This is a genomic window from Fischerella sp. PCC 9605 (assembly GCF_000517105.1).
Lineage (GTDB): Bacteria > Cyanobacteriota > Cyanobacteriia > Cyanobacteriales > Nostocaceae > PCC9605.
In genome coordinates this window covers 268,831-284,309 of sequence record NZ_KI912148.1, presented here as the reverse complement: position 1 = coordinate 284,309, position 15,479 = coordinate 268,831, and the positions used below count along the sequence as shown (strand labels likewise).

The 15,479-nt window shown below is 42.9% G+C and carries 11 protein-coding genes; 5 read left to right on the top strand and 6 right to left on the bottom strand.

Features of this window, described 5'->3' with window-relative positions:
* Positions 1 to 399 precede the first annotated feature (399 nt).
* On the top strand, positions 400 to 1,539 hold the full coding sequence (locus FIS9605_RS0103635) for a hypothetical protein (RefSeq protein ID WP_026731366.1): 1,140 nt from the start codon (positions 400 to 402) through the stop codon (positions 1,537 to 1,539).
* An 82-nt stretch (positions 1,540 to 1,621) separates the two neighbouring features.
* Here the strand turns inward: FIS9605_RS0103635 and FIS9605_RS0103630 are convergent, their stop codons facing one another.
* Positions 1,622 to 5,527, bottom strand: coding sequence for a tetratricopeptide repeat protein (locus tag FIS9605_RS0103630; RefSeq protein WP_026731365.1), 3,906 nt, complete (start codon positions 5,525 to 5,527; stop codon positions 1,622 to 1,624).
* A gap of 576 nt (positions 5,528 to 6,103) precedes the next feature.
* The gene (locus FIS9605_RS0103625) at positions 6,104 to 6,826 is read right to left on the bottom strand and encodes a hypothetical protein (RefSeq protein WP_026731364.1); all 723 of its coding nucleotides are present in this window, start codon (positions 6,824 to 6,826) and stop codon (positions 6,104 to 6,106) included.
* 450 nt (positions 6,827 to 7,276) lie between these two features.
* On the opposite strand from FIS9605_RS0103625, the gene FIS9605_RS0103620 reads away from it, so the two are divergent.
* A complete protein-coding gene (locus tag FIS9605_RS0103620) occupies positions 7,277 to 9,265 on the top strand; it encodes a DNA polymerase III subunit gamma/tau (RefSeq protein WP_026731363.1) in 1,989 nt (662 codons plus the stop codon).
* 92 nt (positions 9,266 to 9,357) lie between these two features.
* Here FIS9605_RS0103620 and FIS9605_RS0103615 read toward each other — a convergent pair whose 3' ends face one another.
* Positions 9,358 to 10,767 (bottom strand): glycosyltransferase, encoded by a 1,410-nt coding sequence (locus tag FIS9605_RS0103615; RefSeq protein WP_026731362.1) that lies wholly within the window; start codon positions 10,765 to 10,767, stop codon positions 9,358 to 9,360.
* A complete protein-coding gene (locus FIS9605_RS0103610) occupies positions 10,721 to 11,695 on the bottom strand; it encodes a radical SAM protein (protein WP_026731361.1) in 975 nt (324 codons plus the stop codon). Before FIS9605_RS0103610 ends, FIS9605_RS0103615 begins: the two co-directional genes overlap by 47 nt.
* Before the next feature lie 335 nt (positions 11,696 to 12,030).
* On the opposite strand from FIS9605_RS0103610, the gene ebsA reads away from it, so the two are divergent.
* On the top strand, positions 12,031 to 12,405 hold the full coding sequence (gene ebsA / locus FIS9605_RS0103605) for a type IV pilus biogenesis protein EbsA (RefSeq protein WP_026731360.1): 375 nt from the start codon (positions 12,031 to 12,033) through the stop codon (positions 12,403 to 12,405).
* Between the two features lie 143 nt (positions 12,406 to 12,548).
* On the top strand, positions 12,549 to 13,643 hold the full coding sequence (locus tag FIS9605_RS0103600; RefSeq protein WP_026731359.1) for a phosphotransacetylase family protein: 1,095 nt from the start codon (positions 12,549 to 12,551) through the stop codon (positions 13,641 to 13,643).
* 219 nt (positions 13,644 to 13,862) lie between these two features.
* Here FIS9605_RS0103600 and FIS9605_RS0103595 read toward each other — a convergent pair whose 3' ends face one another.
* Both FIS9605_RS0103595 and FIS9605_RS0103590 read right to left on the bottom strand, forming a co-directional pair.
* Positions 13,863 to 14,264 carry a DUF3291 domain-containing protein gene (locus tag FIS9605_RS0103595; protein WP_026731358.1) on the bottom strand — a complete coding sequence of 134 codons (402 nt, stop codon included), beginning with the start codon at positions 14,262 to 14,264 and terminating at the stop codon, positions 13,863 to 13,865.
* A gap of 35 nt (positions 14,265 to 14,299) precedes the next feature.
* Entirely contained in the window at positions 14,300 to 14,689 is a 390-nt protein-coding gene (locus tag FIS9605_RS0103590) for a 2TM domain-containing protein (protein WP_026731357.1), read from the bottom strand.
* Between the two features lie 196 nt (positions 14,690 to 14,885).
* Here FIS9605_RS0103590 and FIS9605_RS0103585 point away from each other — a divergent pair, with 196 nt between their 5' ends.
* Positions 14,886 to 15,425 (top strand): PadR family transcriptional regulator, encoded by a 540-nt coding sequence (locus tag FIS9605_RS0103585; RefSeq protein WP_026731356.1) that lies wholly within the window; start codon positions 14,886 to 14,888, stop codon positions 15,423 to 15,425.
* Positions 15,426 to 15,479: the final 54 nt, after the last annotated feature.

Sequence of the window (15,479 nt, the reverse complement as noted above, 5' to 3'; positions counted from 1 at the left end):
TTTTTGCATTTTCTAAGTATACAGCACATACAGCACGGATTGCTGATTTACCTAGGTAAGCCGGATGATTTTTGCAATTTTATTTATTCTAGGGCGACTAAGGCGATCGCAACTGTACTTAAGGGTTTCCCAAATGCCAGATCTGTGTAAAGATACTCGTTTATCTTTTGTTAGTCTTTGAACTAACTCAACTAACAACCTTCGTGCCGTCCCTAGGTTTTTTTGTAGCTTCTACGATCTTCACAAGTTCCTCACATTATTGCTGGTAGCGTAAAGCTAGCAATGTGTATTTAGGTTAGAAGGCAGAGAAGTTTTAGGTGAGTGATTGGAAAGCCTAAACACTGTAATAAATTGTAACATAATTATCTTTTTATATTGAACAATGCTGAGGTTATTGAGATGGCAGATAAAAAATTAGAAAGCCTTGTGCATCAATCAGATAAAGCTGTTCATGAGAATATGCAGTGGTTAATGCTATACATATTCTTGTCGCAATTTTCTACAGAAATTCGTAACAATATTCCAAAGAAAAAAAGGCAGAATAAATTTTTTGATTTTCTACTAAATTGCTACTTAGATTTGCTAGAGTTTTTCTCTAATTTATCAAAACAAACATCTCCAGTTATCAAGCACGTTTTTTTGTCAATATCACTTATAGCTGTAGCTGGAACAATTGTGTGCTTATCACTGCAATACTCAAAGAATGTAACTCAAGAATGGACTAAGCATCTAAAGTATTCGCCACAATGGGAAAAGAATGAAGGAAGTGGCAACAACGATATTAATCAAATATCCAACATAAAAAAATACTTGATTTCTTATGGAGCCTCAGATGTTGAAATACAGAGGCTTGAAGATATACTTAAAAGCATTAAGGATAGAGCCAAGAGTCATATTCGAGTTGCAATAGACTATTCTCAATGGTTATTTAGCTCAACCTTCACAGCATCAATCTTAGCGTTATTAGCGGTAGGGTGTCTTTTCGATATCAGCCGAAAAGGATGGAAGGATGCAAATAATTATATTATCAATATTTTCGTCGTATCTTCAGGTTGCGCTCTATTTTCTGGAGCTTTAGTAGCGGTATTTCAATACGAAAGAAACATAAGAGATAATTCTGGACTTTATCTAGCATATGTTGAATTAGAAAACAAAGTTCTTACTCAACTTGTTACCGAACTAACTCCTGTTACAAATACAGGCACAAGCCAACTTTCCCCTAGTGCGAATGCAAAATTACCATCTTCTAATAGTAACTTGGAGGTGAACCAGATTTCTCCTACTAAAAATGGAATATCTCTGAAGGAAATCATTAGTGCTACAAACTTATCATTAAGTAAGCTGAATGCAATTTCTATCGCTGTTGATACTGGTAGCGTCCCATTTATCCAAACCTTAAATAACATTTGGAACCAAAATCAGATTTTGGATTATAACCAAGAAGCAGGTAATTCTGAGCAAATTCCAGAGTCGCAAAGTGGCACTTCATCGTCGTCGACAAAGCCTACCATTCTCGTTACTCCGCGCCAAAAGAGGTAAACTCTATCAGATCAAGCTATTGCCAGAACCACCAACTCCACCAAGCTGGTGAAAAATCAAAGATAATGATCAATGACAAATATTAACTAATATTCCCTGTCACCTTGAATCCTGCCCAATAGTAAGGGTGATTGTAAACCTTTTTATCTGCTGGCATTTGACTACTTCTATACATCTCTGTTGCTAAATGCGCTTTAATTCTTAATCCTTCTTGAGGCAATTGATGGAGTAAATCTTTGTACCATTTTGTTAGCTCATCAGCAGTTAATTCTTTGAGCCATGCTATTGCTTCTGCTAGGGCAGTAGTTACTGATTGATTGAGTTTAATTCTTCGATAAAACTCTATCATTACCAAGGTACTAGCAGCTGATTCTACAGTCCACAGGCTGCTTACTATATGAGGAATTCCCAGAGTGAGCAAACCACTGACTAAACCCACATACTCCGTGGAGAGAGATTGGGGAGAAGTTACAGGAGTTTCACCACCTGAAATGGTAATTAGTTTGTAACTTAGCAGCGAATTTGCCCAAATTTCTGCCAGAGTAATTTTCTCTTCATTTGTTAATACTAATTCTGATTGATCTGGCTGACTCAAATTATCAGTTAATTGCCCGATAAAATGAAATATATTGTAATCATTAAATAGAGCATTTTCCACTTGCTGTTTAGCAACTTGTGATTCTTGGATGCGTTGAGAATTATCGAACATCTGGCAAATAACTTCCGCTTCAATTTTGGTAAATTTCAGTTTGGGATAGCTTGAGATGTTGGGTTGTTCGACACTCAACAGGAGTTTTTCGTCTATCTTTTCTATAGGTTCTGATTTCAGAGATAACCCAATTCGAGCGCTTGGTAGGTAGGTGATGATGAAATTATCTGCATTTGGCAATTCTTTTTGATAGGAATAACACAAGTGGAAAAGGGCATGAAGAGGAAATCTGTGCAAGTCCCGGTGGGGAATTAAAATCAGGTGGGTGATGTCTTCGAGTTCCTGTATTACCGCAGAGATGTTGAGGATATTCTGGAGTTGCAGAAGCCTTTGTTCCATGTCCAAGTGCCAGGAATGCTTGCTTTTGTTTTGTTCGTCTTCTGTTAAGCTGCGATATTCCTGGTATTGTTGATTCCATTGTTCTACCCAATCTTCAAATTCAATTAAGCGTGCTACTGCTTCAGGTACAGGCAATTCATCAATAGAGGAAAAATTGAGTATGGGTGTAAAGATGGGGATTGGTTCTGGCGATTTGTACTTAATCACAAAAGTACGGAGAGTGCAAGGGCTGATATGCCAGTAAACTATTGCGGTTGTGGGATTGAGTAGTTGGTGAACTTCGGTGTAGCTAGGTGAGACAATTTCATCTTTCCAACCATAAAGTAGCCAAGTTAAACAGGCATTTTTACCGTATTCGGCAATTTCCCAGCCTTGTGCCAATTCTCCGCACTGCATATCTATATCAACTGCTAACTGTCTCAAGCCCGCAAATTTTAAAGCCAGTTGTTTTTTACTTTCATCACTGCGAGTGGTTTCATTTAACAAGCTTTCCAATAAATAGGTGCCGTGTTGCTGGTAATGTTGTGCTTGTGCTGTTTCTCCCAAAACCACAAGCGTTTTGATCAGATTTTGCAAAACTTCCAGATGCAACAAAGGAAATGCTTCTGCTGTCAGGGTTAAAAGCGCTTGTTCGTATGCAGTTGCAGCTTGTAGCCAATGATACCGAGGTGTAGGATGTCTTTTACCTTGATCGTAATAAGCATTACCAATCGCTATATGCAATCTACCCCAACCTTCTGGGTGGGTGTATTGGCTAATATATTTCAACCCTTCCTGATAACTTGTCAATTTACCACGATCGCCGCGCTCGTTCAGGGCGTGATTGCCGGTAGTTATAGCACTGAACATACTCATCTGCCATTCAGATGCAATTGCATTCCCAGCAGCATTCCCTCTACCTAGCCAAGCTTCCCAGTAGTCTGGTTTAATTTGCAAAGCGCTATCGTAAGAGGCGATCGCTTCTTCAAATCGTCCTAAATAAAACTGTGCTACACCTCGGTTATACCAAGCTAGGTAGAAATCAGGATTAATTTCTATCGCTTTGTCATAAGAGGCGAGTGCTTCTTCCCGGCGTCCTAAATTGTCTAACGCCACACCCCGGTTGAACCAGGTTAAATAGAAATTGCGATTGATCGCGATCGCTTTGTCCCAAGAGACGATCGCATTTTCCCATTGTCCTAAACTCGCTAGCAGTACACCCCGGTCAATCCAAACTTCATGGAAATCGGGTTTAATGTGTGTGGCGCGATCGTAAGCTGCGATCGCATCTTCCTTGTTGCCTAATTTCTCTGTTGCACCTGCTAAAGCATACCAAGCTTCATAACATTCAGGGTTAATTGCAATGGCTTGACGGTAATTGGCGATCGCTTCTTCCCAACTACCTAGATGAAATTGTGATACTCCCCGCCTATACCAAGCTAAATCAAACTCGGGATTAAATTCGAGGGCTTGGTCATAGGAGGCGATCGCATCATGATTTTGCCCACCTTCAGCCAGCGCCATTCCTCGCAAATACCAATTTTCTGGATCGTGGGGTTGCAATTCCAGTGAGGCGTCGAAACAGGAAACAGCCTCAACCCAATCACCTAGCTTCAACTGCATCAAACCTCTTCCAGACCAAGCTTCGTGGTAATCGCCTTTCAATTTTAAAGTGGCATCAAACGAGGCGATCGCTTCGGCAAAGTTTCCTAATTCACCCAGTGCCGCGCCTCTGTTGTACCATCCTTTATAAAAGTCGGGTTTAATCTCAATGGCTCGATCGTAAGAGGCGATCGCTTCGGTAAAATTTCCTAAATAAAAGAGTGTCAAACCCCGATTAAACCAATACTCATAAGCATCAGGACGCATTTCTATAGCTTTGTCATAAGATATGAGTGCTCCTGATAAATCACCAATCTTAGCTTGTTGCAGACCTTGGTAAAACCAATCTTCTGGTTGGGCACTATTGGCATTCGATTGATTGCTCAGTGCTTCAATGATGTCATGCGGATCGGTGGTTTGAATCCCTAGCCCAACAGCTATTTGCTGCACTAGATTAGTACTCTGTTCTAACCTCACCAATAAATCATCTAGTGTGGTTTCTGTAACTGGTGGGAAATTTGTCCAAGGCTCATCTAATGCTGTTGTTGGCAAACTTTCTTTTACCCAAGCATATTCTTCCTCTTGCCAAGGATCAATAAAGTTTGTAGGAGTAGTGGCAGTATTTTCCTTTACTGCTTCTAAGGGGGTAATGAAACTTGTAGGTGCGATCGCTAAAGTATTCTCCTTTACATTCTCTGAGTAAGGAATAAAACTTTTAGATGTTTTACTTACTACAATTTCTTCTTCAGCTTCCCATAACAGTTCACCTAGATTACGTATCAAATCTATCCCAGGAGTATCAGATAGGGATGATGCAGTCATTTTCCCATCCCGGTCTGAATTTTCTGAGTTCCATTCCTGAAAGTTTTGCTGTGATTCTGTTTTTGGGGGAGGAACAGTAATCGGTACAGATGCTGGAGTTTCAAAGGCTTCTGCGTCAGTTTCCCAATATTCTTCGCCTAAGTTCCGCGTTAAAAGTCGTATGCCAATATCATAAGCAAGCTCTCCAATTGTGCCGATCTCCAACTCACCCAGTTGCATCATCCTCTCTGCCAAGTGATTATTTGGTGCGGGTGAAGTCAGCAATCGTTCGCCAAAGTCCAAAAGCCATTCGATCCAACGCTCAACACTAATACGATGTTCCATCCGTTGTAAATACTTGACCGCCCAGTGATGCCCTCGCGCCTGATATACGCCTTCCAGCAGCTGGGTAAACAAAAATTCCAAATCCGCGTTCGTCAACTCAGGTGGCTGCTGTACCACCCGATCACCTGCCACAGCCTCCTGATAAGCAGTCTGCTTCCCGTCAAAGGGGAATTTCCAAAACCTTTTCAGCCACTGTAAAAGCCACTTGAGCATTTGGGGAACTCTTGGATGTTTTTCATATAGATTTTAGCGATCGATGTCTTAAAAAAATCATCGCTTACGTAAAAACCGATATAATCTTTACAGAGAAAATTGGTAATCTTTATAATTACAATTTGCGTAAATTATATTAGACTACAGGTCTAAAATTTATAACTATTATCTCAGTGATGGTCAAGTGTATAACATACATAATTGCCAATGCAAGTTTTACCAACCCAGGTTTTAACCTTGGATCGATCAAGATTGGCATTCATAATTTGTAAAATATATTCATGGCGATCGCCTGCACAGACAAACTGTGCGATCGCTTTTTGCTTTAGTTCAAAATTTTTATTTCTTAATTGAAGTGGCGATATGAATAGCGCTTAGTACAACATTGCATAACTTCGCGTGCGAAATTCCTTTACCAAGACTCTGCGTCCCTGGTGCGTTTACCTCCGCGAGCCTGGAGCGTTTCAAATCGCGACTCTTTTACGCAAAGCCGTACTTAGAACAACCAAAACTTATACCTTGTAAAAACCATTAATTCTTAAAATATTCAACTGCGCTCGCAAGGAGCGCAGCACATTACCCTTGCTCTGTGGTTGATTGATTAGCAGCATGAAATTGATCGATCAATCCTTGGATAATCAATTGCGGATCGTCTGTCTCAATTCCCAGTTGCTGGGCAACGAGCTGGCGTAAATTCTCATCTTGCTGCATCAGCACAAGCAACTCATCCAGAGTGATAGTTTGATATTCACCTTCTGGAAGATTTTGCACGCCTTCTGCATCTTGAGAATTTTGGCTAGACTGAAAAGCTTCTAAGTTGCCTTGTTCTGAAGCAAAGGTATTTTGTTGGAAAGTTGCAAAATTTGTTGCTTGAGCATCTGGACCTGCATAATCCCATATTGGCTCTCCCTGGTTGCGCCTCAACAGCTGCATTCCAATATCATAGGCAACATCTCCCACTTCCCCGATTTCTAACTCACCTAGCTGCACCATGCGAGAAGCTAATTCGTTGTTGGGTGTAGGTGATGCTAACAATCTTTCACCAAAGCGCTGCAACCACTCCACCCACCGTTCTTTAGGGACACGATCCTCAATGTTGCGTAGCCACTTGATCGCCCATTGTTGTCCTCGTGCCTGATATACTCCTTCTAACAGTTCAGTAAAAAGAAATTCTAGATCGGTATCATTTAGGGGTGGAGGCGGTGGTTTTTGAATATCGCCTCCAACTACTGGAGCCTGTTTTGTGCCAAACAAGCGTTGAAAAAAACTTTTTAGCCATTGAATGAGCCGTTTGAGCATCTCCCTCCGGCACCCTTGAGCTTTGTTTACCCTAAGATTGTAGCGAGGTCTACGACAAGCTGCTACGCGCATATACACAGCACTTTTAAACTCTCTTTAATTAAAGAAAATCTATTAAAATCTACAGATGCCAAATTTGTTATCCCTATAAACGGAAAAAATCTACAGGCTATGCTCTTACGTGTTACATCCTTACCCAATCAAGCTAGAAGTCCAGATTAATAATGATTAGAAGCTTCCTTATCTAATAACAATATGGTACACTAGTACTAATTTTTCAGTGCTGAAATACAGCAGCATATCCTCAGGCACAAGCTTGAGAAATGTTATTGGCCACATAATCCTCTTGCTTACTTTCAGGACGCATGGTAGCAAGAGCAGTAACTTAAAATGGTTTAGTCCCGAACTCGATTGGGTGCTACCCCCAAACCTAAAAAGGCATTGAAATCCATGTCTTACGAACCGCTGCACCATAAGTACCGCCCAAGGAGTTTTGCCCAACTGGTGGGACAAGAGGCGATCGCCACCACTCTCACTAACGCTATCCGCGCCGCTAAAATCGCGCCAGCCTATTTATTCACAGGCCCCAGAGGTACGGGAAAAACCTCTAGCGCCCGAATACTTGCTAAATCGCTCAACTGTCTGAAAACTGACATTCCCACTCCTGAACCCTGCGGTGTGTGCGATGTTTGTCAGGGAATTACTAAGGGCTACTCTTTAGACGTTATTGAAATCGACGCCGCTAGCAATACGGGTGTGGACAATATCAGGGAAATTATAGAAAGGGCGCAATTCGCGCCTGTTCAGTGTCGCTACAAAGTTTATGTGGTCGATGAATGCCATATGCTCAGTACCGCAGCGTTCAATGCGCTACTGAAGACCCTCGAAGAACCACCTAAGCACGTTGTTTTTGTCTTGGCAACAACCGACCCGCAGCGGGTGCTACCAACAATTATTTCCCGCTGTCAGCGATTCGACTTCCGCAGGATACCCTTAGAAGCGATGGTACAGCATTTGAGTGATATCGCTTCCAAAGAAAATATCAATATCACTCCTGAAGCCGTTACTCTGGTAGCTCAAATCGCTCAGGGAGGATTGCGAGATGCGGAAAGTTTGCTCGACCAATTGAGTTTATTGTCTGGGGAAATCACGCCAGACCGAGTTTGGGATTTAGTGGGTTCGGTGAGCGAACGGGACTTGTTGATACTATTAAATGCGATCGCCACCAACAATCCAGAAGCAGTTCTTGACTGCACTCGCAAAATCCTAGATCGGGGAAGGGAACCTCTAATTATTCTCCAGAATCTTGCTGCTTTCTACCGCGATTTACTCATTGCCAAAACCGCACCTAGCCGTCAAGATTTGGTGGCTTGTACTCTCCAAACCTGGAAAGCACTGATTGATTTAGCCCAACAGTTGGACATCAGTACAATTTTGCTAGGACAACAGCACCTGCGAACAACAGAGGTGCAGCTGAAGAACACCACCCAGCCGCGTTTATGGTTAGAAGTTACATTGCTGGGATTGTTGCCCTCAGCAAATATTAGCAGTCAACCATCTGCAACGAACCACTCAATACCTGCGGTCTCACCAACCCCTCGTATCCCATCTTCGCCAGTCTCCAATGGTACAGGAACACAAAAACATGGAGACACGGAGACATCGGGACACAAAGACGCGGAGAAATTTTCTATCTCCACATCTCCTCCAACTCCAGAACTTTCACTAAAACAAGGCGAAGCCCCACAAAACACCGCCTCCTCTACTCCTCCAAATTCTCCCACTCCCGCCACTCCCCCACTCTCCCACTCTCCCTCTCCTGAACCAGAGAAACCAGATTCTTCTGCCCAAGAGTCACTAGAAATAACTTGGCAGCGGGTTGTTGAATTTTTGCCAATACCTGCAAAGGCTCTGTTGAACCAACACGGGCGTTTGTTAAGTATAAACGATGGTGTTGCTGTTGTAGGTATTCCACCAAAGTTGATTAAACTTGCTCAAGGCAAATTAGCGGATGTAGAAGCTGCTTTTGTAAAGGTTTACCAACAAAAATATAAAGTGAGCTTGGTTCCCAATCAGCAAAAGGCTGTTCCTGCTAATGAGAGTAAAGAAGTTCCTAAAAACGTTACTCCTAGTGCTCATCAACCGCCTGCACCTACCTACAGCAAGCAACAAGCACTTGCTGCTGAAACTCATCAACCAGTTCAAACGGCAACTGCAAAAACCGAGTCAGTAACAAATACTGCTGGGGTGCAAACATTGCCTCCACCACAACCAACCGTACCTCCAGCTGATTGGGAAACTGATGAAGCAGCGATCGCTGCTCAACGTCTGGCACAATTTTTCGACGGAGAAGTTATTCACTTTGCCGATGACGCGGCAGAAATTACCAACTCTACCACTTCATCAGAGTGGGAAAATGAAGTAGAAGTAGATGATTAGGGATTGTTGGTAGTTAGTGGTTAGTAGTTAGTGGTTAATAATTGTTATTTTTCTTTCCCATTACCTACTAACCACTATCCACTATCCACTAACTAATTTTTACTTCCTGTATGCACAGTTTTCACCCATTTCAACCGTTTAGGACGTACCGACATCCGGGCGGTGGTGCTGCTGATTACTACTAACCAGTGGAGCATATACAGAGTGCCACGCAAGGTTTGCAACAGGAGAACAAAATAACTAGAAAGATTAAATCCTTTTTGTTTTCTGATCCGTGCCAAACCAGCGAACATTCCTGCCATTGACATTGTCACGGTCAAACCAGTCATTGGACTTAAGATGGGTGGACGATGCCGGGCGATCGCCATCAATAAATCTGGTACTGCTGCTGTGGGCAAGATGTATTGGCTGAGCATAAAAACTAGCAGATCCCAGGTTTTGCGTGTTCCCAGGCGGTTTTTGAGAATTAGATCCCAGTAATCTAAATAGCGCTGATATCCCCCTTCTGCCCAACGGTTGCGCTGATGCCAAAGTGCGATCGCACTTGTGACACCTTCTTCCTCTACTGCTGGAAAGAATACGCAGTCTATATCCCAGTTGTCTAGGTGTAAGCGCAATGTCAGATCCAAATCGTCGGTGATGGTTTCTTCATTCCACCCGCCGCAACTCACAATTGCTTGTCGTCGCACAAATTGACCGTTACCGCGCAGTTCGCCAATTCCACCGACAGCAATCCGTCCCTGTTGTATAAAGGCATCGACTGCCATTTCTGCCATCTGGCCCTTTGTCCAAAAATTTTCTTTGGCGTTGGCGATCGCTTTTCGCACTTGCACCGCCCCCACTTTTTTGCGTTCAAACAAGGGTATGACTCGTAACAGCATGTCTGGTGACACCTGGGCATCTGCATCAAACACCGCCAAAATTTCTCCTTTTGTGAGTGGCAGAACCTGATTTAATGCTCCAGACTTGCCTCCACCATCTCCCGGTGAACGGTACAAGATCTTTAGTTGGTCATATTCTTGGGCCAGTTCTGCTAACAACTGCGGTGTTCTGTCGCTACTGTTATCATCAATAATCCAGACATCGTATTTTTCTTCTGGATACTCTAGGCTGCAAAGGTTTTTGACAAGTTTGCCAATGACTGCTTCCTCGTTTTTGGCAGCCACTAACACAGAAACATGAGGAAAATCACCCTGCATTTGCTCATGAGTGCGGCGGGGTCTAGCAAACACCAGCATAAGGACGTGAAGCCCAATAATACTGGTCAGTCCTAGGACGAACAAAGAACCCCAAGAAACCAAATGCAGGGCGATCGTGCCACTCCAGACCATTGTCAAAACTAGAGCGGCTTTGCGTCTGCGACCTTGAAACCGGGATGGAAGAGACACAGAAGGCAATATCTCTTCCTCTAACTCTTCTTGCACCGATAGGTCAGCAAGTAGAGAATCGAGCGGATCAAGCTCGTTGTAAGAATCGTTTTCGGGCCAGAAATTCGCTGGCATAGGTTACTTGATTCAACCACCAGTATTTGTCTACACCCATAAAGAAACTGGGTATCAGGTAACACCAAACTGTGCAACCTTCACACACTTTCAGCTTACCTTGAGATTGGCGGTATTTTTCCACCTCTTCCGACTCGCGATAAAGTTCGTAGAGTCGTCCCTGAATGGGAATTCCGGTTTGGGCAAAGTGGTAACAAGGTAGCAACAGTTCGTCGTTAGGAGAAATTGCAATGACTGCATCTACCGCCTTACAGCGGGGATTTTTAGTGTCATTGCCCCCAGCTTCGATAAAAGCAAGTGCAGCCCTATTGTACCCGACATTTTTATATTTCTTTGCAGCAGCTTCTATAGCTGCCACCATTTCTGGGGTGGGATTTTTATTTGAATTGTAGTGTTCGTGGGCAGTGAAAGCGGGGTTAAGCCAGACGCGCACGCCCAAATTTTTACCCAACTCACCTACTTCATCAATACGTTCGTAATTTTGAGCAGTGACGGTATGGTTAAGTACCGGGAATTCTCCCAGTGACTTGGCGATTTTTACAGACTCGACCAAATTGTCAAAAATCTTCACTCCCCGAGAATGATCGTGAGTTTCTGCATCTGCTCCATCCAAGGAGAAATTCAAAAAGTCTACCAACCCCTGAATTTCTTTTGCTTTCTGCGGATACAGAATTGTATTTGTGGTCATGCTGGTATAAAAACCTTGGCGTTTTGCCTCGGTATAAATCTGCCCCACATCATTTCGCAGTAGCGGTTCACCACCCGTAAAGTCTACATACTTAACTCCCAGGCGGCGTAAATCTTTCAAATTATGCTTAATTGTCTCAAAATCAGCTTCTTTTCCAGGCTCTAAAGCCCAAATGTTACAAAAATGACAGCGGGCATTACAGCGGTAGGTCAAATAGTAGTTTGCAACCAGTGGAGCCATAAAATCTTACGGTTTTCCAAGTGTTTTAGAGCTTTTGAATAGCTTACTACACGCTTGCTACATAGTTTGATGGTTCTTGGAGTATTGAGAGCAAATTAGGTATTTTTTGCCACAAAATTGCTGCTCGCTAAGCTAATACCATCTAGGACATTTTCTCATGCTCAGTATCTGAAATACTCTAAGTATTTTTAATGATAAATATATATCAAGACACAAATAATCCCCTCCACTAGTAATCAGGTGAGGGATATGAAAAATCTAAAGACAATTTTTGGGAATACTATGAAAAGTCACTAAATATCCTTAGTTGTCAAACTACTAGAGGAGTAGTAAGTATGTCTTTTGAACAACTCCAACCGGCTACTCAGCAGCAAGCCAATGTCTACTTGCCATATATTCAGGGCAGCAAACGCAATTTCTTGCCTTATGCCATCAGTCTCTACGATAAAGGCGTTTTGGAAGGACAGCGCAAAATAGAAGGCAGTGAGAATATTCCTTTTGCCGCCACGTGGAATATTGCCACACTGCCTTCAGACTTAACGCGTTGTCGAGTTCAGTTTGAAGGTAATGCGGAGTTAAGTTATGAAGTGACGATCGCCAGCTTCGAGTTTATAAATTTTTTGATTGAAATGATGGAGAATTATAAGCGCTATCGGCTCACTGATTTTTCTCAGACCTTTTATCGCAAACTGTTGCGCATAGATGAATGATTTAGACCCTTACCCCTTGCACCTAGATTCACTAACAACTCCTACAGCTGTCCTGTGCAGCAATCCAATCGCATTGGTTGCCCTAAAATTAGGAAACACCAAGCATAAGATTGTACTGACGTTTTGAAATTAGGAGTGCATGTGTGCCAAAACCTGCTAAATATTTGCTAATTGGTTCTACGGAGGCTTACAGCGGTAAATCTGCAACTGTTCTGGGTTTGTCTCATCTGCTACAGCAAAAAGGACTAGATATTGCTTATGGCAAACCACTAGGTACGTGTTTGAATGAATCTAGTGGAAACGTAGTAGAGGAAGACGTCCAGTTTATTGCAGCCAATCTCAACCTGGTGGAGAATCGTCTTGTACCCACAATAGTGGCTTTAAATGAAGCCACGCTACAAAAACGCCTGCGCGGTGAAGACAAAACAGATTATCGGCAATCTCTTGCACAGCAATATTTACAAGCTGCGGTTGGTAATTTGGTTCTGCTGGAGGGGCCAGGTAATTTGGAAGAAGGTAGTTTGTTTAACTTGTCTTTACCGCAAGTAGCTGAATTAGTTGATGCTGGTGTGCTGCTAGTAACCCGCTATCGATCGCTGCTTTCGGTTGAGGCGCTATTGTCTGCCAAGCAGCGGTTAGGAAAACGTTTGATTGGTGTTGTCATCAACGATGTTCCTGTGGAACAAATACAAATCGTCGATACTACTATTCGTCCATGTTTGGAACAGCAGGGTATTGCCGTGCTGGGAACATTGCCAAAAAGTGACTTGCTACGCAGTGTCAGCGTTCGCGAATTAGTACATCAGTTAAAAGCAGAAGTTCTTTGTCGCAGCGATCGCTTAGATTTGATGGTAGAAAGTTTGGCAATTGGGGCAATGAATGTCAATGCTGCTGTCAAATATTTTCGTAAAGGTCGGAATATGGCAGTGGTGACAGGGGGCGATCGCGTCGAAATTCAGCAAGCAGCTTTGGAAACTTCCACTCAATGTCTGATCCTGACTGGACAATTACCACCACCTGAGTTTATCAAGAGCCGCGCTGAAGAACTAGAGATCCCCATTTTGTCGGTAGATTTAGATACACTCACTACTGTGGAAATTGTTGACCGGACTTTTGGTCAAGTACGCGTCCACGAACCGATTAAAGTCCAATGCATTCGCAATTTGATGGCTGAACATTTTGATATCGAGCGTTTGCTCAGCCTTTTGGATTTAAGCCCAGCAGTAGCCTTACCATAAACAAGATTTCTACCAACTTTGATTGTGTGATGAAATATGGAAGGCACGGGCACGGCATTGCCGTGCCTTGATCAACCAAGGAATTGCTAATACTCATAAGTAGTTGTGCAAAATTAAATTCATTCGTGGAGACAGGGAACTCTTAACAGGAAAACAATGCGTGTAATTAATTCTGCCTGAGTACTTAGAAAACGCTACTTCCTATTTGGGCATTCGCATCTAAATCCTTGGCTGAGCAATCTGTTTGGACATCTGTGCTGGCGAAGGGTGATTAACTTTCGACATTCTTCCTTGTGTTACTATCCTTCGGTGAGCTTCTCTCAAGTCGGGAAGTTCAGCTGTTTCTTGATGCCAATGAACAACGGAAGCTTCATCGCACCATTCCAAAAGTTTCGGCATTGCACGACGATGTGCACCTGCGGTCATAAATGCGCGCATTGCGGCTTCACTCTCCCAAGCGGTTAGCGTCCAGAAGGCTAAATTAGCATCTCGTACCAATCGAGTTTTGAGATTACCGGAGGCTCGTTTCGCTTGCAGCACGCTTAAAAGACTTTCCCAAAGAAAAGATGGCAGGTAGCGGACGGAGCGCAGACGTAAACGTGTTACAGAAATTAGTGCCATATTGTCGTCTCCTCTAATTGTTTCATCTCCTTGCTTTATTGGGTTGCCATTGCGTTCCAGTTCCGGTAAACGCAGGCTCCATGTATCGTTACGCCCAAACCCCAACCAAGAATTGGATAAACGCTCCAAAAGTAGTGGGGTGTTGTTGATAGATTTAACAGCACTAGAAAAACGCTCACAAAAACATAAGGAATCAGGTGCAACTTAAATCCAAAACGGCGACGAGACATAAGAACGGCTTGCTTTTGCATCGCATCCCATTGGTTTAACCATGTTTGCTCTGCTTGTTGTAGGGTTTCTGCCGAAACACCAACTTCTGCTGCGATTTCTAAAAGTTCCTCTCGCGAGACGTAACGATCCTGCTTGAGTATTGAGGCTCGTTGCAGGATTTGCTGGACTTCTTCGTTGCTGTACAACTTAGACATGGTGAAAGCTCCGTGATAGCGCATCAAACTGGTTTGATTACGGATTGCTAGGATGAATCTTCAACAAAGTGTGTGGCGATCGCACGCTGTTATTCTGAACAATCCTGATGGCAATATGCAATTAATTTAATATGCAATTAGTTGCTCATATCTATAGTATATTCAAAAAGTTGCATAATAGAAATAAAATATTCTTATGGCTTTAGCACATGCGATCTTGGCTTCTCTGATCGATCGCCCTTGTAGTGGTTATGACTTAGCCAAGCAATTTGACGGCTCTGTTGGCTTTTTCTGGCAGGCAACTCACCAGCAGATTTACCGTGAATTGTCCAAACTGGAAACTCAAGGTTGGATAACTTCCGAAACAATTTCGCAAGAAGGACGTCCTGACAAGAAGCTCTATAGCGTCACAGAATTGGGAAAGCAGCGGTTGAAAGAATGGATAGCACAACCGTGTGAACCCACACCAATCAAGGACGATTTGTTGGTGAAAATTTTTGGTGGTTATGTTGCATCTCAAGAGACTATCTTGGAAGAGCTAGAGCGTCACCGCCAAGCACATCTAGAAAGATTGTCTACATATAAAGCTTTAGAGAGGCAATACTTTCAAAATTTTCAGGAACTCTCAGAACCAGCCAAGTTTCATTACCTGACTCTTCTCAAAGGAATCGGTTATGAAACACACTGGCTTGCTTGGTGCGATCAAGCAATTAAACTACTCAAATCAACAGTCTAGAAATTGTAGTGATATCTAACTCAAAGCAGCTTTGCGTTTTGTCTTTGTCTGTTA